The 23,859-nt window shown below is 52.6% G+C and carries 19 protein-coding genes; 6 read left to right on the forward strand and 13 right to left on the reverse strand.

What is annotated here, in order from left to right; all coding sequences use genetic code 11:
- Positions 1-80: 80 nt before the first annotated feature.
- Positions 81-2,948: an excinuclease ABC subunit UvrA gene (gene uvrA, locus PLA01S_RS26645; protein WP_127594783.1), complete on the reverse strand. Its 2,868-nt coding sequence runs from the start codon at positions 2,946-2,948 to the stop codon at positions 81-83.
- A 103-nt stretch (positions 2,949-3,051) separates the two neighbouring features.
- Positions 3,052-5,043, reverse strand: a complete 1,992-nt coding sequence (gene uvrB, locus PLA01S_RS26650; RefSeq protein WP_127594784.1) for an excinuclease ABC subunit UvrB — start codon at positions 5,041-5,043, stop codon at positions 3,052-3,054.
- 303 nt (positions 5,044-5,346) lie between these two features.
- Here uvrB and PLA01S_RS26655 point away from each other — a divergent pair, with 303 nt between their 5' ends.
- Together PLA01S_RS26655 and PLA01S_RS26660 are read left to right on the forward strand one after the other, a co-directional pair.
- Positions 5,347-6,141 carry a flagellar motor protein gene (locus PLA01S_RS26655; protein ID WP_127594785.1) on the forward strand — a complete coding sequence of 265 codons (795 nt, stop codon included), beginning with the start codon at positions 5,347-5,349 and terminating at the stop codon, positions 6,139-6,141.
- Positions 6,125-6,940 (forward strand): OmpA/MotB family protein, encoded by an 816-nt coding sequence (locus tag PLA01S_RS26660; protein ID WP_127594786.1) that lies wholly within the window; start codon positions 6,125-6,127, stop codon positions 6,938-6,940. The genes PLA01S_RS26655 and PLA01S_RS26660 overlap by 17 nt, the downstream gene beginning before the upstream one ends.
- 206 nt (positions 6,941-7,146) lie before the next feature.
- Here PLA01S_RS26660 and PLA01S_RS26665 read toward each other — a convergent pair whose 3' ends face one another.
- Genes PLA01S_RS26665 through PLA01S_RS26675 form a run of 3 tightly spaced genes read right to left on the reverse strand, consistent with a single transcriptional unit; the run spans position 7,147 to position 10,490 of the window.
- Positions 7,147-8,310 (reverse strand): ABC transporter permease, encoded by a 1,164-nt coding sequence (locus PLA01S_RS26665; RefSeq protein ID WP_127594787.1) that lies wholly within the window; start codon positions 8,308-8,310, stop codon positions 7,147-7,149.
- Entirely contained in the window at positions 8,303-9,484 is a 1,182-nt protein-coding gene (locus PLA01S_RS26670) for an ABC transporter permease (RefSeq protein WP_127594788.1), read from the reverse strand. Before PLA01S_RS26670 ends, PLA01S_RS26665 begins: the two co-directional genes overlap by 8 nt.
- 46 nt (positions 9,485-9,530) lie before the next feature.
- Positions 9,531-10,490: an ABC transporter ATP-binding protein gene (locus PLA01S_RS26675; RefSeq protein WP_371860461.1), complete on the reverse strand. Its 960-nt coding sequence runs from the start codon at positions 10,488-10,490 to the stop codon at positions 9,531-9,533.
- A 176-nt stretch (positions 10,491-10,666) separates the two neighbouring features.
- Here PLA01S_RS26675 and PLA01S_RS26680 point away from each other — a divergent pair, with 176 nt between their 5' ends.
- Positions 10,667-11,827 carry a sensor histidine kinase gene (locus PLA01S_RS26680; RefSeq protein ID WP_246059868.1) on the forward strand — a complete coding sequence of 387 codons (1,161 nt, stop codon included), beginning with the start codon at positions 10,667-10,669 and terminating at the stop codon, positions 11,825-11,827.
- A gap of 54 nt (positions 11,828-11,881) precedes the next feature.
- On the forward strand, positions 11,882-12,532 hold the full coding sequence (locus tag PLA01S_RS26685; RefSeq protein WP_127594790.1) for a response regulator: 651 nt from the start codon (positions 11,882-11,884) through the stop codon (positions 12,530-12,532).
- 79 nt (positions 12,533-12,611) lie between these two features.
- Here the strand turns inward: PLA01S_RS26685 and PLA01S_RS26690 are convergent, their stop codons facing one another.
- The 5 genes from PLA01S_RS26690 to ftsE form a co-directional block, all read right to left on the reverse strand.
- Complete coding sequence (locus PLA01S_RS26690) at positions 12,612-13,934, reverse strand: PDZ domain-containing protein (protein ID WP_127594791.1); 1,323 nt, start codon at positions 13,932-13,934, stop codon at positions 12,612-12,614.
- Positions 13,935-14,025: 91 nt separating this feature from the next.
- Complete coding sequence (locus PLA01S_RS26695; protein WP_100540901.1) at positions 14,026-15,495, reverse strand: S41 family peptidase; 1,470 nt, start codon at positions 15,493-15,495, stop codon at positions 14,026-14,028.
- A gap of 131 nt (positions 15,496-15,626) precedes the next feature.
- On the reverse strand, positions 15,627-16,895 hold the full coding sequence (locus tag PLA01S_RS26700) for a murein hydrolase activator EnvC family protein (RefSeq protein WP_127594792.1): 1,269 nt from the start codon (positions 16,893-16,895) through the stop codon (positions 15,627-15,629).
- A gap of 29 nt (positions 16,896-16,924) precedes the next feature.
- Positions 16,925-17,833, reverse strand: coding sequence for a permease-like cell division protein FtsX (gene ftsX / locus PLA01S_RS26705; RefSeq protein WP_127594793.1), 909 nt, complete (start codon positions 17,831-17,833; stop codon positions 16,925-16,927).
- Complete coding sequence (gene ftsE, locus PLA01S_RS26710; RefSeq protein WP_071219774.1) at positions 17,823-18,509, reverse strand: cell division ATP-binding protein FtsE; 687 nt, start codon at positions 18,507-18,509, stop codon at positions 17,823-17,825. The genes ftsX and ftsE overlap by 11 nt, the downstream gene beginning before the upstream one ends.
- Positions 18,510-18,715: 206 nt before the next feature.
- On the opposite strand from ftsE, the gene PLA01S_RS26715 reads away from it, so the two are divergent.
- On the forward strand, positions 18,716-20,152 hold the full coding sequence (locus PLA01S_RS26715; protein WP_127594794.1) for a VanW family protein: 1,437 nt from the start codon (positions 18,716-18,718) through the stop codon (positions 20,150-20,152).
- A 74-nt stretch (positions 20,153-20,226) separates the two neighbouring features.
- On the opposite strand, the gene PLA01S_RS26720 is transcribed toward PLA01S_RS26715, so the two are convergent.
- Positions 20,227-20,427 (reverse strand): hypothetical protein, encoded by a 201-nt coding sequence (locus PLA01S_RS26720; protein WP_127594795.1) that lies wholly within the window; start codon positions 20,425-20,427, stop codon positions 20,227-20,229.
- Positions 20,375-21,103 carry a bactofilin family protein gene (locus PLA01S_RS26725; RefSeq protein ID WP_127594796.1) on the reverse strand — a complete coding sequence of 243 codons (729 nt, stop codon included), beginning with the start codon at positions 21,101-21,103 and terminating at the stop codon, positions 20,375-20,377. Before PLA01S_RS26725 ends, PLA01S_RS26720 begins: the two co-directional genes overlap by 53 nt.
- A gap of 409 nt (positions 21,104-21,512) precedes the next feature.
- On the opposite strand from PLA01S_RS26725, the gene PLA01S_RS26730 reads away from it, so the two are divergent.
- Complete coding sequence (locus PLA01S_RS26730; RefSeq protein ID WP_127594797.1) at positions 21,513-22,286, forward strand: alpha/beta hydrolase; 774 nt, start codon at positions 21,513-21,515, stop codon at positions 22,284-22,286.
- 113 nt (positions 22,287-22,399) lie between these two features.
- On the opposite strand, the gene argH is transcribed toward PLA01S_RS26730, so the two are convergent.
- Positions 22,400-23,815: an argininosuccinate lyase gene (gene argH / locus PLA01S_RS26735; RefSeq protein WP_127594798.1), complete on the reverse strand. Its 1,416-nt coding sequence runs from the start codon at positions 23,813-23,815 to the stop codon at positions 22,400-22,402.
- Positions 23,816-23,859 lie beyond the last annotated feature (44 nt).

Consider the following 23,859-nt stretch of genomic DNA (forward strand, 5'->3'; position numbering starts at 1 on the left):
TTGTTCATCTGCTGAGATATGATTTGTCTAATATACTGTCAATTCATCCGTTCTCCCTTGCAGTAGCAAGGGAGCAGCTATTAACGTGCCGCTTCCACCTTGTTCAATTCCTCGGTTCGCTTTGTATCGCGTTCCAGGATTGGTTTCAGGTACTTCCCTGTATAAGACTCGGGTACCTTCACCAAATCCTCAGGCGTTCCGGTAGCAATAATGGTACCACCGCCGCTGCCGCCCTCCGGACCCAGGTCGATTAGATAGTCTGCTGTCTTAATGACATCCAGATTGTGCTCAATGACAAGGACGGATTCCCCGGATTCCACCAGGCGATGAAGGACAACGAGCAGACGGTCGATATCGTCCACATGCAGGCCGGTGGTCGGTTCATCCAGAATATACATCGTTTTGCCCGTGCTGCGGCGATACAGCTCGGAAGCCAGCTTTACTCGCTGCGCTTCACCACCAGACAGCGTGGTGGCAGGCTGACCCAGCGTTATATAGCCCAGGCCCACATCCATCAGCGTTTGCATCTTACGGTGAATCTTCGGAATGTTCTGGAAGAAGTCCGTTGCATTCTCCACCGTCATCTCCAGGACTTCAGCGATGTTCTTGCCTTTATATTTAACTTCCAGCGTTTCGCGGTTGTAACGCTTGCCCTTACACACTTCGCAAGGCACGTAGATATCCGGCAGGAAGTGCATCTCAATTTTGATAATGCCGTCTCCGCGGCAAGCCTCGCAGCGTCCGCCCTTCACGTTGAAGCTGAAGCGGCCCTTCTTGTATCCGCGAATCTTCGCTTCATTCGTCTGGGAATAGATATCCCGGATGTCGTCGAAGACGCCCGTGTAGGTCGCCGGGTTGGAGCGAGGCGTACGGCCAATCGGTGACTGGTCGATGTCAATGACCTTCTCGATATGCTCCAGACCTTTCATCTCACGGTATTGCCCCGGACGTACTTTGGCCCTGTTCAAATCACGAGCGAGTGTCTTGTAGAGGATCTCGTTAACCAGTGTCGATTTCCCTGACCCAGACACGCCGGTTACCGCCGTAAAGACACCAATCGGAATTTTCACGTTGATATTCTTCAGATTGTTCTCTTTCGCGCCTTTAATCTCGAGCCAGCGTCCATCGGTCTTGCGCCGCTTGCTGCTGACCGGAATAAACTTGCGGCCGCTCAGGTACTGGCCCGTCAGAGAATTAGGGTCTTTCATAATCTCCTTCGGGGTTCCCTCCGCGATGACCTGGCCGCCATGAATGCCAGCGCCGGGACCAATATCGATGATATAGTCCGCAGCCATCATGGTGTCCTCGTCATGCTCGACCACAATCAGCGTATTGCCCAGATTCCGCATATGCTCCAGCGTCGAAATCAGGCGGTCATTATCCCGCTGATGCAGCCCGATGCTGGGCTCGTCCAAAATGTACAGCACGCCCATCAGGCTTGAGCCGATCTGCGTGGCTAGCCGGATCCGCTGCGCTTCCCCACCCGACAGCGTTCCCGCCGAACGACTGAGCGTCAGGTAATCCAGACCCACATTGACAAGGAAGCCCAAACGGCTGTGAATCTCCTTCAGAATGAGATTGGCAATCTGTTTTTCTTTCTCGCTAAGCTCCAGGTGATCGAAGAATTTCAGCGATTCTCCGATCGACAGGCTGGTGACATAGGCCATGTTGCGGTCATTGATTGTAACCGCTAGGCTTTCCTTCCGGAGACGATGACCTTTACAAACATCGCATGGCTTGCTGCTCATATAACCTTCGATGTATTCGCGAATACCCTCGGAATTGGTATCGCGGTAGCGACGTTCCAGATTCGGAATGATGCCCTCGAAGGTCACATGCGCTTCCTTGCGCTGACCGAAGTCATTCTCATAACGGAAGTGAACCTTCTCATTACCCGTACCGTACAACAGTTTATTCATCTGTTCCTGGCTAAAGGTACTGACCGGCTTGTCCAGCGGAATGCCGAAATGCGCGCAGACCGATTTCAGAAACTGCGGATAATAAGTCGACGTGCCCCCGCTCCATGCAGCAAAGGCACCTTCCTCCACGCTCTTGCTCGTATCCGGTACAAGCAGCTCCGGGTCCACGATCATTTCGACGCCCAGACCGTCGCAATCCGGACAAGCACCGAAAGGGGTATTGAAGGAAAACATTCTGGGGGTCAACTCTTCCATGCTGAAGCCGCAGATCGGGCAAGCAAAGTTGGAGCTGAATCGCAGCTCCTCCTGACCCATAATATCGACCAGGAGCTGACCGCCTGACAGGTTCAGTGCCGTCTCGATCGAATCGGCCAGACGTGCCTCTATATCTTCCTTAACTACGATCCGGTCCACAACCACCTCGATCGTATGCTTTTTGTTCTTCTCAAGTTCGATGTTCTCCGACAGATCACGCAGCTCTCCATCGACGCGGACCCGAACGAAGCCCTGCTTCGCAATATCGGCGAACAGGTTCTTATGCTCGCCCTTGCGCCCGGAAATGACCGGCGCGAGAATTTGCAGTCTCGTCTTCTCGGGATACTGCATGATGCGGTCTACCATTTGCTCGACCGTCTGGGACGTAATCTCGACGCCATGCTCCGGACAGTGAGGATGTCCGACCCGGGCGAACAGCAGACGCAAATAATCATAAATTTCCGTTACGGTACCTACCGTAGAGCGCGGATTTCGGCTCGTGGTTTTCTGGTCAATCGATATCGCCGGCGATAGGCCTTCAATGGAATCGACATCCGGCTTCTCCATCTGTCCGAGGAACTGGCGTGCATAAGCGGACAAGGATTCCACGTAACGGCGCTGACCCTCGGCGTAAATCGTATCGAATGCGAGAGAGGATTTACCCGAGCCGCTAAGCCCCGTAAGAACGACGAACTTGTCACGCGGTATCGTGACGTCGATATTTTTCAGATTGTGTGCACGGGCGCCTTTGATCACAATATTTTCACTTGCCAAACGATATCATCTCCTACTCCATATGGCATGCATGTGGTGCTTATATTTTCACAAAGAGAACGACCGCATAGGCCGTCCCCCCTGTCATTCGTCTCTCCAATATTTACTCGGCTTGCAGCTCCAGCAGCGCATCACGAAGCTCGGCCGCACGCTCGAATTGCAAATTCTTCGCTGCTTCCTTCATTTCGGACTCAAGACGCTGGATCAGTTTCTGACGATCTTTCTTCGACATCTTCTGTCCTTCGCCCACCAGATAATCTGCCTTGCCCTCCGCAACCTTGGTTGCTTCGATGACATCGCGGATCTTCTTGCGGATCGTTTGCGGCGTTATGCCGTGCTTCTCGTTGTAGGCAACCTGGATGCTGCGACGGCGCTCGGTTTCCTTGATTGCCCGATCCATCGAATCGGTGATCTTATCGCCGTACATGATAACTTTACCTTCCGAGTTCCGGGCTGCCCGGCCGATCGTCTGAATGAGCGAGCGATCCGAACGGAGGAAGCCTTCCTTGTCGGCATCGAGAATCGCTACCAAGGAAACCTCCGGCAGGTCAAGACCCTCCCGTAGAAGGTTAATACCCACCAGCACGTGAAATGTACCAAGCCGCAGATCCCGTAGAATCTGCATCCGCTCCAGCGTCTTGATATCAGAGTGCATGTAACGAACCTTGATGCCAATTTCCTTCAAGTAATCGGTCAGATCCTCTGACATTTTCTTCGTCAGGGTCGTCACGAGCACACGCTCGTCACGTTCCACCCGGTCATGGATCTCGCTAATCAAGTCATCGATCTGACCTTCTGTTGGGCGCACATCAATGATCGGATCAAGCAAGCCTGTCGGCCGGATGATCTGTTCAACCATCGTATCGCAGTGCTCCATCTCATACGGACCAGGCGTAGCCGACACGTAAATGATCTGATTGACCTTCTCCTCGAATTCCTCGAACTTCAGCGGCCGGTTATCCAGCGCGGACGGCAGGCGGAAGCCGTGATCGACCAGCACCGTTTTCCGTGCCCGGTCACCGTTGTACATCGCGCGGATTTGCGGGAGCGTCACGTGTGATTCGTCAATGACAAACAGCATATCGTCCGGGAAGTAGTCAAGGAGCGTATATGGCGTAGCACCAGGCTCCCTGAAGGTCAGAGGGCCGGAATAGTTCTCGATGCCGGAGCAGAATCCGACTTCCTTCATCATCTCGATGTCGTAACGGGTACGCTGCTCCAGGCGCTGCGCTTCCAGCAGCTTGCCTTCCGAGCGCAGCAGCTCAAGGCGTTCTTCCAATTCGCGTTCGATATTCACGATTGCTACCCGCATCGTCTCTTCACGGGTAACGAAGTGAGACGCCGGGAAAATGGCGATATGCTCGCGTTCTCCAACCAGCTCTCCCGTCAAGACGTCGATCTCCGTGATCCGCTCGATCTCGTCGCCGAACAGCTCGACGCGAACGGCCTGTTCCCCCTTCGAGGCCGGGAATATCTCGATGACATCCCCGCGGACGCGGAAGGTACCGCGAACGAAGTTGATATCGTTCCGCTGATACTGGATATCAACCAGCCGCGACAAAATCTCATTCCGCGGCTTCTCCATGCCTACCCGGAGCGAAAGCAGCATTTCGCCGTACTCATGCGGCGAACCCAAGCCATATATGCAAGATACGCTTGCCACAATGATGACATCGCGCCGTTCAAACAGCGAACTCGTTGCAGAGTGGCGGAGCTTATCGATCTCTTCATTAATGCTGGAGTCCTTCTCGATATACGTATCGGAGGAAGGGATATACGCTTCCGGCTGATAGTAATCGTAATAACTCACGAAATAATCCACAGAGTTGTTCGGGAAGAATTCCTTAAACTCACTGGCCAGCTGTGCAGCCAGCGTCTTGTTATGCGCAATGACGAGTGTGGGACGGTTTACTTTGGCGATTGTCTGCGCGATCGTAAACGTCTTCCCCGTTCCTGTTGCACCTAGCAGCGTCTGATGTTTTTTCCCTTGGCGGAGTCCTTCGACCAACGCATCAATAGCCGTGGGCTGATCGCCCTGCGGCTGGAATTCAGACTGGATCTCAAAGGATTTGGTACTGACAACTAAATCGCTCATTGCCCTTCATCACCCTCATACTCTAAAATGAAATTCATGCTAAAAGATATGTCGAAACTTCCCGATGATATACTATGGGAAATTAGTGGTGTCTACGTAAGGAATAAGAATATTTGTTCCCGTCTCATTATACCCTTTACGTTTTTTTGATGCAAACAGTTTAATTAAAATTTCAATAAGTTCCAGCGCGAATGTTCCGGGCCACACCTTCTAGGGTCCGGCAGCCTTCAAATTCCATATCGGACTAGCTTCAAGCAAACCCATGATCTACAATTAACTTCCTTAAGGAGATGATACAGCGTTATGGATATTACGATTATTCTTGGCATTCTCGCCGGTTTGGCCGCGTTGATCGGAGGGTTTTTATGGGAAGGCGGGCATCTGAGCGGCCTGCTGCAAGGAGCGGCTGCGCTTATCGTATTCGGCGGCACCATCGCCGCCGTCATCGTCAGTTTCCCGGCTACCCGGCTCCGCACCATCCCGGCTGCCCTCAAGCTGGCCTTCGGCCGCAGCAATCGTTCAACGGACGAGCTGATTGACGCCATTGTCGATATGTCGGTAACGGCCAGAAGAGACGGGGTGCTGGCGCTCGAGCGCATCTCGGCCGAACACGAGGATCCGTTCCTGCGGGAAGGCATGCAGATGGTCGTGGACGGCAACGACCCGGAAATGGTGCGCCAAATCCTGGAGCTCGATATCAATGCCGCCGAGCAGAAGCACGAAGGGTATGCCAAGATTTTCGAGTCCGCCGGGGGATATGCTCCTACCATGGGGATCATCGGTACGGTCATGGGCTTGATCCACGTGCTGGGCAGTCTGCAAGACCCAACGGGTCTCGGACCTTCGATCGCGGTCGCGTTCACCGCCACTTTATACGGTGTCGCAAGTGCCAATATTATCTTTTTGCCCATTGCGACCAAGATTAAAGCACGTTCCGAAGAAGAAATTGCAAATATGGAGCTGCTGCTCGAAGGAATTATGGCTGTTCAGAACGGAGAGCACCCGCTGTTGGTTCGTAAAAAGCTAGCCTCCTTCGCTTCCGCCGGCACCACGGACATTCCGTCCACAAGGGGGATCGCGCATGAGACAGCCGAATAGACGGCGCCGTCAGCGCAAGCAGGCTGAAGGCGACCAGCGCGACCGCTGGATGATCACCTATGCCGACTTGATTACGCTGCTCCTGATTTTTTTTGTTGTGATGTATGCCATGAGCCGGCTCGATACGGAAAAATACAAACTCGTCACCCAATCCCTGCAAGCCACCTTCCAGAGCGGAGACAGTATCCTGGAGATGGGATCAGGCCTTACCGGCACGGCCGATACGGAGAAGCACAAGAATCCTCCGCCGAAGCCTGCAGCCGATGAGGAGAGCGAAGACAAGGATACAGCTGTGGAACCGCTGACCGAGCGGGAGCTCGCTTTCCGAGCCCAGGAAGAAGAGCTGGCAAACTTTATGGGACTCATCCAGCAATACGTGAAGGACAACCAGCTCGAAGAGGATATCTTCATCGCGGACGAGCCGCAAGGGATTGCCATTACGCTAAGCGACCGCTTCCTGTTCGATGTCGGCAAGGCCGAGCTTAAACCCGGTGCCGCTCCGGTTCTGGGCAAATTGGCAAGCCTGTTCGGCGATTTAAACACCACGGTGAGCATCGAGGGGCATACGGACAATGTGCCGATCGGCCGCTACTCCAGTTACAAGGACAACTGGGAGCTCTCCGGTGCCCGGGCGATGTCAGTGCTGAGGTTCTTCCTTGATCACAGCAAGCTGGACCCCGAAGGCTTCCAGTATGCAGGTTATGCCGATACGAGGCCGGCCGCGGATAACGCGACTGCCGAGGGCAAGCAGAAGAACCGGCGGGTTGAAATTACGGTGCTGCGGCAGCTTAAAGAGTAGGGAGATAGCCTCCATCGGCCAAACTCGCTCCCATGCTTTGCCTTAGAAGAAAATGCTTAACCCATCGTATCGTCACCTATATTAAATAAGCGCCCGGCAGACTGAATCTACATGCATTCAGATCTGGCCGCGCGCTTTCGCTTTAAAAAAATGATTCGATCACTAACAACGTTCATACGAGCCAAGAGGTTTCCAACATACTCGTTTTATGCGCCGTGCCCAACTCCGCTCTCGCTTGGCCGCAGGATAGCGGAGCCGACGGCCAGCAGAATGACCGCCATCAAGCCAAGAACGGCCAGCGGAAGTGCGATATCGGACAACGTGCCGCCCGTGGCCGCAATCTCCACCGCCTCAATAGCCCATTTTTGCGGGATGAAGTTGGCGATTTTCTGCATGAACTCCGGCATGATGGCAAGCGGCCAGAAGCACCCGCCCAGCATGCAGGTCGGCGTGACGATCATGGAATTGATCATGGCCGCATTTTGCCCGTTCCGGATCAACCCGGCGACCGTGCTTGCCACGCCTAACGATACCAGCATGAAGGCCATCAGAATAAGGAAATGCAGCAGTAACGGAACACCGTAATCGTAACGGAGCACATACCGGCTCAGCACAAGTACGATGATCACCTGCAGCGAGCCGACCACCAAACTGCCTAGAAAATTACCTAAAGCGATCTGGTAGGCACGCACCGGTGCCGTATACATGCGAGACAGCGTTCGCTGCCTGCGGTCATCGATCATCATCGACACCACACTGGAGATGAGGGTCATCATGAACATCAGGGTAAAACCCGTTACGTTCGAGAGTCCCGGCTTGGCGTACAGATTCAAATCCGTGACCTCAGTATCCACCCGATTCAGTGCGGATTGCTTGAGCACTTCTTGCAGCATCAGCATTCGGTCAACATCCGGCTTTGAGGTTCCCCGGATCAAAGCAGCGGTGCCGCTCAGACGCGTGACCGCAGAGTCTGCCGTCATTCGTATCATCACCGAAGCCTCCGAGGTTGAAACCTCGTATACCTGAACCGTCGGCCGCTGTCCTTCAATCAATCCATCGCTGAAGCCCTCCGGTATATAAACGCCTACGGTGCTTTTATTCTCCACCAGGTCTTCTCTCAGCGTATTCTCGGATTCGGACTCCTTGAGTACGTATTGGCCGCTGCGCTCCAGCTCATTCATCAAATACTGACCTGCCGGGCCTTCATCTTCATTCACATAAGAGACCAGAATGCTCGCGGCCGTGGTCTGCCCCAAGAAAAACACCGTCAAGGTAACGACCACGCAAGGAACCAGCAGATATACGATCCAGCCTCTTTTGCGCCCCAGCGTGCGTCTTACCATATGCCAGGCAATGGTTAAGCTATGCATGGTATCCCACCTTTCTGTACGTAATCATGGCTGCAGCCGACAGGGCCGCGGTAATGGCCGCCAGCATGCCGAGGCAAGTGACAATCAAGTGCAAGTCGCTGTTCAGCATCATCCGCAGCATGCTCTGCATGGCCCAATGATTGACGGTGAAGGCGCCGATCTTCTGGAAAAAATCCACGGGAAGCGGCATGAATCCTCCGCTCACAAATGTCATGGCGATAATGATCGCCTGCATCAGCCCCCTGGCTCCTGCAGCCGTTGAGGAGACTAGGGTTATGAACGTGGCAATGGTCATGGACGATAATGTGATTAATACGCAGACCACGATGAGCAGCAAGGGGTGAGGGCCCCATTTTACGCCGTACAGCCACATGGAACCCAGCACAATGGCTGCTGCCTGTACAAGCGTGATCAGGCTGCAGCCGATAATTTTACCGGCAAATACGGTTCCGGGGGTGACGGGTGCGCTTTGCAGGCGATACAGGGTCCGGCTTTCCCGCTCTCCCAGCAGACTGCTGCTTGCCATCAGACCCGAATACAAAAGAAACATAATCAGCATGGAGGCAGCGTAATATTGGGCTGCTGAATATGTGGCTCCTTTCTCGCTCAGTTTCCCGATCGTTACGTTCGGTCCAGACGAGGTTTCAACAGGTGCTGCCGCTTGAGCCGCAAGAACTTGATCTCCACCCATAACGATAACCTCCGCCTGTTTGTGATTGGCATCTGCGATAAAGGTCTTAAAGATCGTGTCTGCCACCAGATTGAGATTACGGTCTCTTCCGGGCAGCAATTCAAGCTTCACGTCCGCTCCCTGACCCATCCGTTCATCAAAGGAAGCGGGAATCACCACCGCATAATCGACCTTGCCCCTGCGCAGCTTTCCTTCAACCTCTTCCCGGCTATCTGCCATCTCTTGAACGAGAATGTCCTGGATTGCCGGTGAGCCGGTTAGAGACTGAATACTCCCCGGCAGTTGACCTCCATCCGCTGCATCCAACACAAATCCCACTCTGACCGATGGCTGTTTAAACTCCTGATCATTGCCAAACCAGCCCGAGAGTGCGTTCCCCAATATAAAAATAAGAATGAGCGGCAGCAAAAACTGGTTGATCAGCACCGTTCGGCTGGTAGCCATCCGCTTCAGCTCAAACCAGGCGATAATCATCGTATTCATTTTCGGTATTCCTCCTTCATGGATTCCTCTGCACATGCCGTTATGATCAATCGCGAAGCGTTCGCCCGGTTAGGCTGAGAAACAGCGTTTCAAGCCCCGGCTCCTCGCACTGCAGGGAGCGGAGAATCGTATGATGTTTACTGCAGATGAACAAAATATCCTGCAGCTCATCCTGAGCCGACGGCACATAGACTTCGATCACGTTATCATTCTGCGTGACGCGCCGAACACGCGGGTGAATGGTCAGCTCCTCCACCAGGTCGGGTGTGATCCCATCAGCAGTAAGAATGATTTTTTCCTCATGCGCAACGCGTGCCCGAAGCTCCTGCTGCGTCCCGCAGGCGATAACATGACCTTGATCCATAATCGCCACCCGATCACTGATCGCAGCGACTTCCTCCATGTAATGACTCGTATAAATAACCGTAGAGCCCATGCGGTTCAGCGTCTTCACGGACTCCAGAATATGATTCCGGGACTGCGGATCAATCCCTACCGTAGGCTCATCCATAATGATCAGCTTCGGACGGTGTGTGATCGAGCAGGCAATATTCAGTCTTCGTTTCATCCCCCCGGAGAAGGTGGACGGCTTTTCCTTCGCCCGATCCTGCAAGCCGACAAACTCCAGCGCCTCTTCCACCCGTTCCTTCAGCAGATGACCACGCAGTCCGTACAATTTTGCAAAAAAAGCGACATTATCCCAAGCTGACATCTCCTCGTACAGAGCCAGATCCTGCGGCACCAACCCGATTCTCCGCTTCACTTCCAGCGGCTGCTCTTCAATCGAGATACCGTCCACCTTGATGCTGCCCTGATCCTTGAGAAGAAGGCCGCAGATCATACTGATGGACGTGCTTTTGCCGGCCCCGTTCGGTCCTAGAAGCCCAAAGATTTCCCCTTCGTTCACTTCCAGGTTCATATGATCCACCGACAGCTTGTTTCCATATCGTTTCACGACATCCTTCATCTGCAGAAAGACTGCCATATTCACCACTCCATTTCTCATATTTCTCGTATCCATTTGTTGATTTCATTCTATCCGGAATGGCCGGCTTTTTAAGGTAGAAGAAGTCACTTTATAGGGTGACGAAAGTCATCTCCTTGCCGAAAACATCCTTGTGATATAATGAAGCCAATCGTTTGAACGGTTTGATTTCACTATGGAAAAGGGTTTGATCGCACGTGACATCCCCACTCACCTATCTAAGGTATGGCTTCATTCTCCTTCCGGCCGCCGCGGACATCTTTTTGCAGCAGCTCGATGATTACGGGGAATATATGGTGTACATATTGCTGTTTCTGGCGATTACGGTGCTAAGCCGCTTTTTGCCATCGCCTGCTTATCTGAAGGCAGCCGCTCTGCTGGAAATTCCACTATCTCTGTGGCTATGCCATCAATACGGCTTCATGATGGTGTTCTTGTCCATCTCCACCCTATGCGTTTATTTGCCCTTATTCCAGCGGTCAGGCAGGGTATGGGTGGCGTTCGTTCACCTTCTGCTGCTCAACATCGCCATTAACGATTACGATGCGCTGCTGCTGACGACAGCCAATCTGCTGTTTCTGTTCATGGCGGTAACATTCAACCACATCCATGAAATGAATCAGAAGGAAGCGGATCATATTCAGTTATACGACAAGCTGAAAAGACTGCATTTCCAGCAGGACGAGGCAGGCAGACAATTGCTGCAATTCGCCCATCAGGTAGAAGGTGCGGCCCAGGCCGAGGAGCGTAACCGCATCTCCCGCCAGCTGCATGACGACATCGGCCACCGCCTGATTCGCGTTAAAATGATGATGGAAGCAGCTCTCCATATCGTGCCTCGAGATTCCGTCCGTGGTATGGATATGCTCCATCAAATCCGTGACCAGCTGGGAGAGAGCATGGAGCAGATGCGAACGGCCGTGAAACAGATGAATCCGGCCCGGCGGATCACGGACGACTATTCCCTCGATCGGCTGCTGGAGGAGACAGGCAGACAGACCGGGATCGAGACCGACCTTTTATTGCAGGGCATCCCCTATCCGCTCTATCCCAGTCAACAGGTGGTGCTATACAAAAATGCCCGTGAAGCGATCACGAACGCCATCCGCCATGGCGAGGCTAAACGGATCCAAATCATCCTGCATTACGGAGACCAGGACGTCAGGATGGAGGTTTCCAACGATGGTACTGTCCATGAGCCGATTGGCCACGAAGCTGCACGGGACCGTCAAGGTATCGGAATGAGCAGCATGCTCGAACGAACCCAAGTGGTGGGTGGGACGCTTGAGGTACGGAGAACCGTACCTTTTACCGTCATCACCCGGCTGCCTGTCTACCAGAAGCGTGAGATTATGTAATTTAACAAGACAAGATGCAGTATCTTATTTTATAGAAAAAGGTGTTGGCCATCCATGATATCCGTTTTAATTGTAGATGATGATCCGTTCATTCGAGAAAGCTTGAAATTACTGGTGGGGATGGACCCGGATATCGATGTATCGGCTGTCGCGGAGCACGGCGAGGAAGCGCTGGCTATGTTGGAGGAAGGACTTTCTGTTGACGTCGTGCTCATGGACATTCGCATGCCGGTATGTGACGGCGTGGAAGGAACGCGGCGAATTCGTGAACGATATTCGGATGTACGAGTGCTTATGCTGACCACCTTCGATGATGATGATTATATCGTGGAAGCTCTGCAGAACGGGGCCAGCGGCTATCTGCTGAAGAACATTCCGCCGGACCGCATCATCCAGGGGATCAAAACAGTGCATGACGGAAACATGCTGATTCATCCCGACATCGCCCGCAAGCTGACTGGCATGCTTCGTCCAACGGCTCAGCCAGTCCCCAAATCTGCTGAGCTTGAACAATTCGGGCTGACCCCGGCCGAGAAAAAGGTCGTCACCCTTATTGCAGAGGGCCTATCGAATAAGGAAATTGCCGGACAGCTTTATTTAAGTGAAGGCACCGTTAAAAACTATGTCACCGAAATTCTGGGGAAGCTGAATCTTCGGGACCGAACGCAAATCGCCATTTTCTATCTAAAAAAAGTGCAGGGCTAGCTCCATATACAGCATTTCGTACCTTATGCAACAATAAAGCGGGTCTTTGTCCATATAGGACAAAGACCCGCTTCCAGTATCATGATGAATAGAAACCTGCCTCTTCGGAGCCGTCGGTCGTCGTGCTGCCGGAAGAACCCCGCTTGCTGCGAATATGAAGTTTATTCGCCAGCAGCGTGATTAAGCTTACCGGCTTCAACCTGACGGCTATGCCATCCCTCGGGTCGGGTGCCACGATAGCTCCCAATTGATGATGATCCCCTGCGTAGATCGCACGCTGCAGGAATTTACTCTCCCCTTGATGGTTCTGAACCTCCAGCTTACAGAAGGCCGAATTCTGACGAAGCGCGCTATGCAGCTGTTCCTTACTGTGAATCAGTTTACCGTTCACCTTAAGGATCGTCTCTCCTGCCAGAATGCCAAGTTCGCTTGCCGGACTATTCGGAAGCACCGCGAGGACGCGTAGTCCCCGAATCGGATGCACAAAGATTGGACTGCGCTGCTGCTCTTCGTAACGGCTGTACCACACCAAGCCTTCATGCAGCATTAATGCGGCTAATGCAGCCACGATCGTGAGTGGTGCCCACCACTCGGCCAGCAGGCTCAACGCCAGCACAATGGCTCCGTAGAATATGAGCCGCTTCGATGTGATCCCTGCCTTCTCCTGCGGAAGCATGCTCTGCGTCATCTCCCCGAAGCCGATCACGACTGGGAGTGCCATCATGGTAAAGCCTGTACTCCAGGCATCCCCACCGAAGAATGGCGTCCATGGCAGCACGCTGCCTCCGTTTACTGCCGGAACAAGCAAGAATAAGGGCAAGGGCCAGAAGCTCTGCATGTGATAACCACCAACGAGCCTTCCACGTTTCCCCTCAAGGAACAGCGGTGTTGCAAAACCAGAACCCTGTATCCTGACAAGCAAGGCTTCGGCAAAATGCAGAACGGCGGATAACGCCAGCAGCGCGGGGATGTCCAATCCAACGATCGTTGTTGTTACGTGACTAATCCAGCCTTCCGGCTGCCAATTCGGAAACCAGCCTAATACAAACTGAATGATCCCCAGAAGACCGATGGAATAGGCAAAGCATAAGTAACGGATATGAAACAGCATCAGGATCAGGGAAGTCACCCATATGCATATAATGGCTTCCAGGCTTAAGGATATGCCCAGGAAGGCCACCACGATCGATACGCCGATTCCTGCCAGCAGCCCGCCCAGAAACGTTCGCCATGTCTGCAATCCCCAGGAATGCAGCTTCACATGGAACAGCTTACGCTCCACCAACACCTGCCTTCGGTAAAACAGCATGACAAACAAAATTGAAATATAGTAAAAGGGCTGCGTCAGCAGTTGTATGCCTGCATCTATCCCATACATAAGCAGTTGTTTCAATGTCTCCAACAGCTTGCCACGCTCCTTTCGATTCAAGATGCTTCGAAATGTATACTTTCTGATATCTCAAAAGAAAAAAGAAGGCTAACATTCAGCCTTCTTACTTGTTCGACGCTTTAGCGGCGATTTCCTTCCGAACCTCGGCAATTCCGCGATTCATTTGATTATCCTCTTTCGGATCCTGAATCTTCTCGATCAATGCGGCTTCCAATGCCTCGGCTGTAGCGCCGTTAAGGATACCGTCCGCCTTCAGCTTGTGCTTGCTCTGGAAGCTCTTGACCGCCTTCTCCGTATTCCGGTCGAAATATCCGTCCGTACGCCCTGTCTTATAACCAACCGCTTCAAGCATGATCTGTGCGTTCTTCACATCTGTGCTATTCGTGTCGTACGTATAGGTTTTCTTCTTATCGATCGGTGCAACGGTAAAGTATTCTGGCTGTGACACCTTAATATCCGGCTCAATTCCCTTCTCATGGATCCAGGTACCGTTTGGCGTCAACCATTTGGCAATCGTTACTTTCAGCAGGCTTCCATCGCCAAACTGCTTATCAAAGCTCGTTTGTACGGTTCCTTTACCGAAGGAATGCTCACCCATCAGGGTAGCTCCGGCCGATTGCTGCAGTGCGCCTGCCAAAATTTCGGAAGCGCTGGCACTGCCCTTGTTCATCAGCACCGTAATCGGATAGGATTTCGCCTCACCATTGGAAGGATGCTTCTCACGCTTCTTATCCTTATCCTCTACCTGAACGATCAACTCGCCTTTAGGTACGAACTGCTCTGCAATGTCAATGACAACGGACAGCACGCCGCCTGGATTGTTCCGGACGTCGATCAGCAGTCCCTTCATGCCTTGGCTTTCCAGCTTCTCGAGTTCCTCCTTAAAGCGTTCGCCTGTATTCAGCGAGAATTGGGAGATCTCAATAACGCCGATTCCGCCCTTCTCCATCCGTGCCGATACGGTTTCCAGATCGACGTCATCTCGAACGATAACATACTCGATCGGCTGCTCGGAGCCTGCACGCTTAATCTGAAGAACGGCCTTGGAGCCCTTCGGACCGCGAATCTTGTTGACGGCCGCGTTCAGTTCAAGGCCCTGCAAGGATTCGCCATTGACGGAAAGGATGGTGTCCTTTGCCCGAATGCCGGCTTTATCCGCAGGAGATCCCTTGATCGGGGATACAACGACCACACTGCCATCTACAGAGGACACCTCTGCGCCAATCCCCGAGAAGGAGCCCTCGATGCTCTCTTCAAACTGGGCTGCCGTTTCTTTTCCCATATAGTTGGAATATGGATCTTCCAGCGCTTCCATCATCCCGTTGATGGCGCCGTCGATCAGTTTCGACCGATCGATATCCTTGTAATAATTGCTCTCGATGAGGTCAATCGCTGTCCCCAATTTTTTCGCTTCAGACTGCTCCAGTCCATTCCTGTTGGCTATACTGGCCAGCAGCCCCTCACCGTCTCCGGTCTGGCTAGGAGCGGGCAGCTGGGTCAAGGCCATCGTTAACAGCACGCCGCACAGCATGGCAGCTATGACCAGAAAGACAGCCGTTCGTTTTTTCAGCAAGTACTTCACCGCCTTTGTACGTTTCAACTGCTACACACATGGGGAATCCCGTCCACCTAGTATATGATTGGCTTGCCGGGAATATTTATACAGCGGTCTGAAGGTTATATGGTATAAGTCCTAAAATTCTGTTACAGATAAGGCGAAGGATTCACCGGCGATCCATTGACCCGAACCTCAAAATGAAGATGCGGTCCTGTGCTCTGACCCGTGGAGCCTACTTCGGCAATCTTCTGCCCTCTGGACACCTTGTCGCCTTCGCTGACTTTAATGCCGCCGTTGCGGATATGTCCATACAAGGTCCATACGCCGCCCCCATGATCAACAATAACACAGTTTCCGTAACCGCTCCACCACTCGGCCAAAATGACCGTGCCGCTCTCCGCTGCGCGGATCTCCGTTCCCTGCGGAACGGCGAAATCCTGGCCTGTATGCATCTTGCCGACTTCCCCCGTTACCGGATGAACTCGCGGCCCATAACCGGAGGACAGTCTGGCCCCGGAGACCGGAATGGCGAATGGTCCGCCGTTACCTGTATATCCGCCGCCGCCTTTGCTACCACCGAGGGTGGTCGCCTTGGCTCTTTTCGCCGCAGCCGCTTTGGCAGCCGCTGCTTTACGTGCAGCTTCCTCAGCGGCAAGCTTATTCTTTTCCTTCTGCAGATCCGAGCGTTTGCTTGCCAGGGCAACCAGCATTTTATCCTGTTCTTCGGTCAAGATTTCCGCGTCCTCGATTTCCTGATCGTATTGGGCGAGCAAAACGCGCTTCTCCTGTTCCTTCTCGTTCAAGATGCTCTTGCGGTCCTCCATTTGGCCATACAGGTCCTTGGCGGTTGCATACTGTCCTTCAAGCTCCTTTTTCTTGTCGATGACCAGCAGCTTGTCCTGCTTATGCTCTACCAGCAAATCCTGGTCCTGGTTAACGATCGTCTTCAGGGAATCCGCACGCTCAATAAAATCGCTGAAGCTGGTCGAGGAGAGCAGCACATCCAGATACGATACTTGCCCATCCATATAAATGAGGCGAATTCGGGATTCTAACAGCTTCTCGCGGGAGGCGATACGCTCCTCCGCCGCTTCAAGCTCCTTGGTTGTCTTTCTCAGCAGATCCTCTGTCTCCTCGATCTTCATGGAGATTTTAGTCAATTCATTGCTGACGATGCTGATCTGTTCCATCACATATTTCAAATTCTTCGTTGTTTTCTTCTTGTAATGCTGGGCTTCTTGTTTATTTTCCGCTGCTTTGTTCTTCTGTGCCCGTGCTTTCTTGACCTGCTCCTGAAGCACTCTCAGCTCTCGATCTACATCGGCTGAAGTCTTCTTCTCGGCTTGTCCGACAGTCGGTTGGATCATAACAGTGGCCAGTAATAAGGCTGCTACTCCTGCGGCGATCTTCTTCAAGTTTCGCTCCCCATCCTTTACCTTGTTTTTTATACTTTCAAAAATTTACGTATCGACATGGTGCTTCCCCAGATGCCAATGACAATGCCCAGCCCAACAACAATGGTGCCGATCGGCAGCCACAAATCTCCCAGCGGGATTAAACTTTGGGCTAACGTCAAATCCGTTTGCGATGCGGCGTACAGGCGGTTGTAGCCTACAAACAACAGCGTGACCGTCACAATGGAGCCCATCAGGCCGATCATGGCGCCTTCCACGAAAAACGGCCAGCGAATGAAGTTGTTGGTCGCGCCGACAAGCTTCATAATGCCGATCTCACGGCGACGAGCCAAAATCGTAACCCGAATGGTGTTCGAAATCAGGAACATGGACATCAAGCCGAGTCCCGCTACGAAAATAAAGCCGATATTGCGCACCGTCTTCGTAATCTTGAACAGGGTTTCTACCGTGCCTTCTCCATACTTGACACGCAGGATCGGCTCCTCCGTATACTTCTGGTTCAGTGCGGTAATCTTGTCGGCAACAAAACCGACCGTGGTCGGTTCAATAACGGAAACCTCGAATGCATCCGGAAGGGGATTCTGGTCCGCTTCGCTGAAGCCTTCCACCCATTCGGAGCCCAGGCTTTCCTCAAGCTCCTTCATGCCCTCTTCCTTGGACACGAACTTGATGGCGCTGACCTCCGGCATGGCCTCGAGTTCACCCTTGATGGTTTCGCGCAGCTTCTCATCCACGTTGAGATTTAAGTACGTGTTGATTTGCACATTGCTATCTGCTTTATCGGCTAAAGCGTTCACATTCATGACTAACAGCATGAAAACGCCCAGTATAAACAAAGACACCACGATGGAAGTGACGGATGCGACCGACATCCATCCGTTCCGGAAAACGCTCTTCGCCCCTTCCCGCAAGTGCCGCAAGAAGGTTCTAAAATTCATACCCGTAATCTCCTCTCTGCTGGTCACGGACGATCTGTCCATGCTCAATCGCAAGAACGCGTTTACGCATGGTGTTCACGATATCCCTGTTGTGGGTAGCCATGACGATGGTGGTTCCCCTGAAATTGATTTCATCCAGCAGCTGCATGATGCCCCACGAGGTTTCCGGATCCAGGTTACCTGTAGGCTCGTCCGCAATAATGACGGAGGGGTTGTTCACAATCGCTCTGGCGATTGCGATCCGCTGCTGTTCACCGCCGGAGAGTTGGGAAGGTTCGCGGTTCGCCTTGGATTTCAGACCCACAAGCTCCAGCACCTCCATGACCCGTCTCTTGATGAGACGCTGCGGCGCTTCGATAACCTCCATGGCAAAAGCTACATTTTCGTAAGCAGTCAGCTTGGGCAGCAGACGATAGTCCTGAAAAATAACCCCGATATTTCGGCGAACATAGGGGATTTTGCGCTGCTTCAGCTTCCCGATATTAAATCCGTTAACGGAAATTTGCCCCTTGGTAGGCACTTCTTCTCTATAGATAAGTTTCATAAACGTCGATTTGCCCGCACCTGACGGTCCGACAACATAGACGAATTCATTTCGATTGATTTTGACGGAAACTCCTTGAAGCGCATGAGCACCGTTCGGATAAGTCTTCCATACGTCCTGCATTTCGATCACTTCATCACTTCCCAATCCTTAATTAGCCTTTATACTTTCGACAGTTTCCATCGAATTCCTTTAAAATCCATGAAAAATCCTCACGACATCGTTTATTGTAACAAATTTGTTACCTTTTGAGTACCCGAAAGTTTAAGCCCACCGTGACATATACATGAACAAGTGCATGAACTGCGGCCAATACGAAGTTAAGAAGGTGGTTTCGAATGAAAAAAATTCATCTTGGTCTCATCATTGTCATCAGTTTCGGTCTTCTCCTCTCGGTCGGCTTCGGTCTATTGACGATGTACGTGAACCAGAAGGAACTCCCGAAGGGGGTCGTTCTCTCCGGCTGGCAGGTAGGCAGTAAACCCGCAGACGAGGTGCTGTCAGAGCTGGATCAACGGCTGCAGGCGATGACAGCGTTGAAGGTGGAGCTGCAATCGGACGCTCTCAAGGGACACACGGAAAGCTTCACTCTCCGGGAAGCCGGCGTTCAATTCAACGCAGCCGATTTTCGGGAAGCTATCGCCAAGCTGTCCGAAGGATCATTATGGGATCAGGTTCTTTACCGGCGTAACTTTCAGCTGGAGTGGCATATATCCACGGACTGGGATCGCGATGTGTTAAAGGAGCGGCTGAGCGAAGACTGGCAAAAGGAACGCTTTGGGGAACCCGTCAATGCTGTGCGAAGCATTTCCGAAGACGATGTTGTCCGGTATACCCCGGAGAAAACAGCGTACCGCATCGATTGGCCAACATTCTATGATGGGTTCAGCGCTGCGCTTCCGAATGAGTCTCACTTCACCGAGCTGAATCCGGATGAGGTCATTACGGTTCAGCTGCCTCTCATCCGTCAAAAGCCCCCCGTTACCGTAAAATCGCTGCAGGATGAGGGGATTGAGCGCAAAATCGTCGAATTCTCCACCAGTCTCGGATCCAGCGGGCCTGGACGCGTTCATAACGTCACCGCCGCTGCCAAAGCCGTAGACGGTATGATTCTAAAGCCGGGCGATGAATTCAATTATGCTCATATTATTGATACGGCGAAGAAGGAGTACGGCTTTGAAGAAGCTCCCGTTATCGTGAACGGCAAGCTGGTTCCCGGTATCGGCGGCGGTATCTGCCAGGTATCCAGCACGGTCTACCATGCCGCTCTGCTCATCGGGCTGGAAATCACTGAACGGCGCAACCATTCCCTTCCGGTCAGCTACCTGCCCAAAGGGCAGGATGCCACCTTTGCCGAAGGTGCGATAAACTTCCGCTTCCGAAACAATACAGGCAAGCATCTACTTATTTTATCGGAGGTATCGCACGGTAATTTAACGCTAAAGATGTTCGGGACCTTCCCGGACAATACGGAATATGAGCTTGTGTCCACCACCGTTGAAACCTTGCCGTCACCAGAGAAAATCATTCACAATAACTCGCTGCCGCCCGGACTCAAGCAGGTGGTTCAGAACGGGAAGCCAGGCTATGTGGTTGAAACCTACCGAACCAAGAAAGTAAACGGCAAGGTTGTGGAGAACGTCAAAATATCCAAGGACACTTACCGCCCCCAGAACAGCATCGTTGCCATTAATCCGACGAATGAGGTCCCGCTGCCGGATGCGAATGAAACGCCGAAAGAGGAAGTGGTTGAGGACGGGATCAGCGCGCCGTGAACCTGCAGATAACGTGGAACAGCCCGGATTCGCGAATAGAACCGCGAATCCGGGCTGTTTGCCTTGCTGTTATTTTAATGTAATGTATCTATTTTATAATAGGTTCGGACTTCTGCCATGGCATCTGCGCTGAACGTCTCGGTATATTCCACCCGGCCGATGGAGCAGCCTTTGCCGATATGGACCCTGCTGCCCCTGACAACAGCGGCATCGTTGTTACCCTTAAAATCGCCGAGACGATCTGACCTCTGCTTCCGGATGCTGTGACAGTTCATCTCTGTACTCCACTTGCCGAATCTCGCAGCCTTTGCCTAGGATCACCCGGTTCCCGCGGACGATATCGGCTTCGACATACTCGAGATCCAGGACATCGCCTTCAATAATGCGAGCTTCCAAACGCGCACCCCTTAAGGGCAAGGACAGCATTTCCCAGAGCCGCTTTCCTTTTTTGCGGATCGTGATCCGGTCTCCGACGATTTCCTGCGCAAGGCAGCGGCCCAATACCCGAATATCCGCTGTTCCAACATGCAGGCGGCCATCGATCTTAAAGCCCCCCTGAAACGTGGCCGATTCACTCCGCACGTCACCACGGCTTCTCAGGTTTCCCGTAACCTCAAGCTTCTTCGATTCGGAATCTCCGTGAATGCTGCAATGCCCGCCGATAAAGATGGAGCGGCTGCGCAATCCTTCCTTTAAACTCAGGCTGCCGGCTACATGCAGCTCCTCGGACTCCACGGCCCCCTTAATGGTTCCCGAACCGTTCACGCGAATCGTGCGGGCAGCCACGGCGCCATTGATGCTCATTGTTCCATTGCCTATTAATTCCTGGCAATCCAGATCCCCGTTCACCTGTCCGGCACCGTCAATTCGCACCTTATCGTATCGGCCGCCGCTTGAACTTCCGGTTCCTGTAATCCTCAAATCGGACAGCTTGTCGTCACGTGGTATCATAAGTATCCTCCTCCAGATTTACAAAGTGATCACGATCTATATCTTAATTGCTTCATCACAACAATTATTTCCTAAATAAGTTTCCATCCTCCACCAGGTGGAGTCATAATCTCCCTCTAAGATACCACAAGGCGGCTATTCATAGAACAGCCCGATGGCTGAACTTCGCCTCGGTCTCAAGACCGAGACGATTTATGCATCTTATCCCATCCATTTCAATTGCGGCCCGAGCCGCCTTTATATCCCCGGAGGATTAGCGAGGTGGCCAAAGGCAGCAGACTGTAAACCTGTTCTTGCCCGCAGAAGCTGGTTCAGATTTGCTTGGAGGAAGGGAGATCGATTGTGATATGATTTAAATAGATTCGTCTTTTCGATCTCACATTTACAAAAGTGAAAGGGGATACATAACATGGCTCTTATGCAATGTCACTTTTACTCGGAGGTACTCGGTCTCAGCACGTCCATGACCGTCATTCTCCCTCAGCAAACCTCTTCGCAGATCGGTATGACCAATCATGCCAAAAGCGGTCTGCATCCGACGCTCTTCCTGCTGCACGGCCTGTCAGACGACGATTCCATCTGGCTGCGCAGAACCTCCATCGAACGCTATGTGGCTGAGATGGGCATTGCCGTCGTTATGCCGCAAGTTCACCGCAGCTTCTATACGGACATGGAATACGGCGGCAAATACTGGACCTTCATCAGCCAGGAGCTGCCCTCCATTGCCCGTTCCTTCTTCCCGTTATCCCATGCGAGAGAAGATAACTTCGTAGCCGGCTTATCTATGGGCGGATACGGTGCATTCAAACTGGCCCTTCGCTGTCCGGAAGCCTTTGCTGCGGCCGCCAGTTTATCGGGCGCGCTCGATATGGCGGGTCATATCCGGAGGAATGAGGCCTTGTTTGAACATCAATTAGTCTACGGAGATCAAGATATTACCGGCACCGACAACGACCTGCTGTGGCTGCTTCAGGAAGTAGAACGATCGGAGGGGCCTAAGCCGCTGCTGTATCAATGCTGCGGAACGGAAGACTTCCTCTATGAAGACAATCAAGCGTTCCGCAAAGCCTGCGAAAAAACCTCCCTCGATCTCACCTATCTGGAAGGCCCGGGCGATCATGATTGGGGATATTGGGATACCCGCATTCAGGATGTGCTGAAGTGGCTTCCGTTGAAGGTCTAGTCAATGAAAAGAGGCATGCTCCGAAGTTTACACTTTCTGATATCTTAAAAAAGGTGGATCAGCAAATGTAACGTTTGCCGATCCACCTCTATTTTTTCTACCCTAATATGCCGTTACTCAACTTTCCCTTGGCGGAGACCCAGCCATTCTTCCGTGGTCTGAAGGGTCTGCACGCTGCGGTCAATGGCCGCCTTCACTTGTTCGGTTGCCGTACCGCCGTAAACGTTACGCGCATTGACCACCGTCTCCGGTTGAAGCACGCCATAAATGGAGTCGTCGAACAACTCCGAGAACTGCTTGAATTCGTCCAGCGTCAAATCCAGCAGATACTTGTTGTTCTGGATGCAGTACAGTACGGTCTTGCCAATCACTTCATGCGCTTGGCGGAAAGGCAGTCCTTTGCCAACCAGGAAGTCCGCGATGTCGGTTGCATTGGAGAAGTCGGTGTTCACCGCTTCGCGCATGCGGCCTTTGTTGACCTTCATCGTGGCGATCATCGGTGCAAACAGCTGTAATGCGCCTTCCAGCGTAGCCACTGTATCGAACATGCCCTCTTTATCTTCCTGCATGTCCTTGTTATAAGCAAGCGGCAGGGACTTCAGCACGGTGAGCAGACCCATCAGGTTGCCGTATACCCGTCCGGTTTTGCCGCGGACCAGCTCAGGTACATCCGGATTCTTCTTCTGCGGCATAATGCTGCTGCCTGTGCAGAACGCATCGTCCAGCTCAACGAAGTTGAACTCCGTGCTGCTCCAGAGCACCAGCTCCTCGCTCAGACGGGACAAGTGCATCATGATGATGGAAGCATCCGAGAGGAATTCCAGGATGAAGTCGCGGTCGCTGACCGCATCCAGACTGTTCTCGTAAACACCGTCAAACCCAAGCTGCTCTGCCACGAAATGGCGGTCGATCGGGAACGTTGTACCTGCAAGCGCGCCTGCCCCGAGCGGCAAAACGTTAATGCGTTTATAGCTGTCGATCAGACGATCGATGTCCCGCTGGAACATGGAAACGTAAGCCATCAAATGATGCGCGAACAGAATCGGCTGTGCACGCTGCAAATGCGTATATCCCGGAATAATCGTGTCCAGGTTATCTTTGGCTTGCCCGATCAGTGCAGATTGCAGCTCATGCAGCATGCCGGTCAGCGCCACCACACGGTTACGCAAATACAGATGCATATCCGTAGCTACCTGGTCGTTACGGCTGCGGCCTGTGTGGAGCTTGCCGCCGACAGGTCCGATTTCCTCAATCAGATTCTTCTCGATGTTCATATGAATATCCTCATCCGAAACGGAGAACTCGATGCTGCCCTCACGGATGCGCTCCAGCACCTTGTTCAAACCATTCTTGATCGTCTCCACATCTTCGGCCGGCACGATGCCGCATTTACCCAGCATGGACACATGAGCAAGGCTTCCCTGGATATCCTCCTCAGCCAGCTGCTTATCAAAACCGATGGATGCCGTATATTCCTCTACCAATGCGTTGGTCTGCTTCGTAAAGCGCCCGCCCCATAACTTGCTCACAACACTTGCCCCTCTCTGTTTAAGGCAGAGGGCCGCTTCCCGCT

This window comes from Paenibacillus lautus NBRC 15380, from assembly GCF_004000945.1.
In the GTDB taxonomy this organism is placed as follows: Bacteria; Bacillota; Bacilli; order Paenibacillales; family Paenibacillaceae; genus Paenibacillus_AQ; species Paenibacillus_AQ lautus.

Coding starts and splice junctions, on each gene's coding strand:
- PLA01S_RS26665 (WP_127594787.1), bottom strand. CDS start 8,310: ATGCATAGCTTAACCATTGCCTGGCATATGGTAAGACGCACGCTGGGG.
- PLA01S_RS26730 (WP_127594797.1), top strand. CDS start 21,513: ATGGCTCTTATGCAATGTCACTTTTACTCGGAGGTACTCGGTCTCAGC.
- PLA01S_RS26660 (WP_127594786.1), top strand. CDS start 6,125: ATGAGACAGCCGAATAGACGGCGCCGTCAGCGCAAGCAGGCTGAAGGC.
- PLA01S_RS26675 (WP_371860461.1), bottom strand. CDS start 10,490: ATGAGAAATGGAGTGGTGAATATGGCAGTCTTTCTGCAGATGAAGGAT.
- PLA01S_RS26725 (WP_127594796.1), bottom strand. CDS start 21,103: ATGATACCACGTGACGACAAGCTGTCCGATTTGAGGATTACAGGAACC.
- PLA01S_RS26685 (WP_127594790.1), top strand. CDS start 11,882: ATGATATCCGTTTTAATTGTAGATGATGATCCGTTCATTCGAGAAAGC.
- ftsX (WP_127594793.1), bottom strand. CDS start 17,833: ATGAATTTTAGAACCTTCTTGCGGCACTTGCGGGAAGGGGCGAAGAGC.
- uvrB (WP_127594784.1), bottom strand. CDS start 5,043: ATGAGCGATTTAGTTGTCAGTACCAAATCCTTTGAGATCCAGTCTGAA.
- PLA01S_RS26720 (WP_127594795.1), bottom strand. CDS start 20,427: ATGAACTGTCACAGCATCCGGAAGCAGAGGTCAGATCGTCTCGGCGAT.
- PLA01S_RS26670 (WP_127594788.1), bottom strand. CDS start 9,484: ATGAATACGATGATTATCGCCTGGTTTGAGCTGAAGCGGATGGCTACC.
- PLA01S_RS26655 (WP_127594785.1), top strand. CDS start 5,347: ATGGATATTACGATTATTCTTGGCATTCTCGCCGGTTTGGCCGCGTTG.
- PLA01S_RS26715 (WP_127594794.1), top strand. CDS start 18,716: ATGAAAAAAATTCATCTTGGTCTCATCATTGTCATCAGTTTCGGTCTT.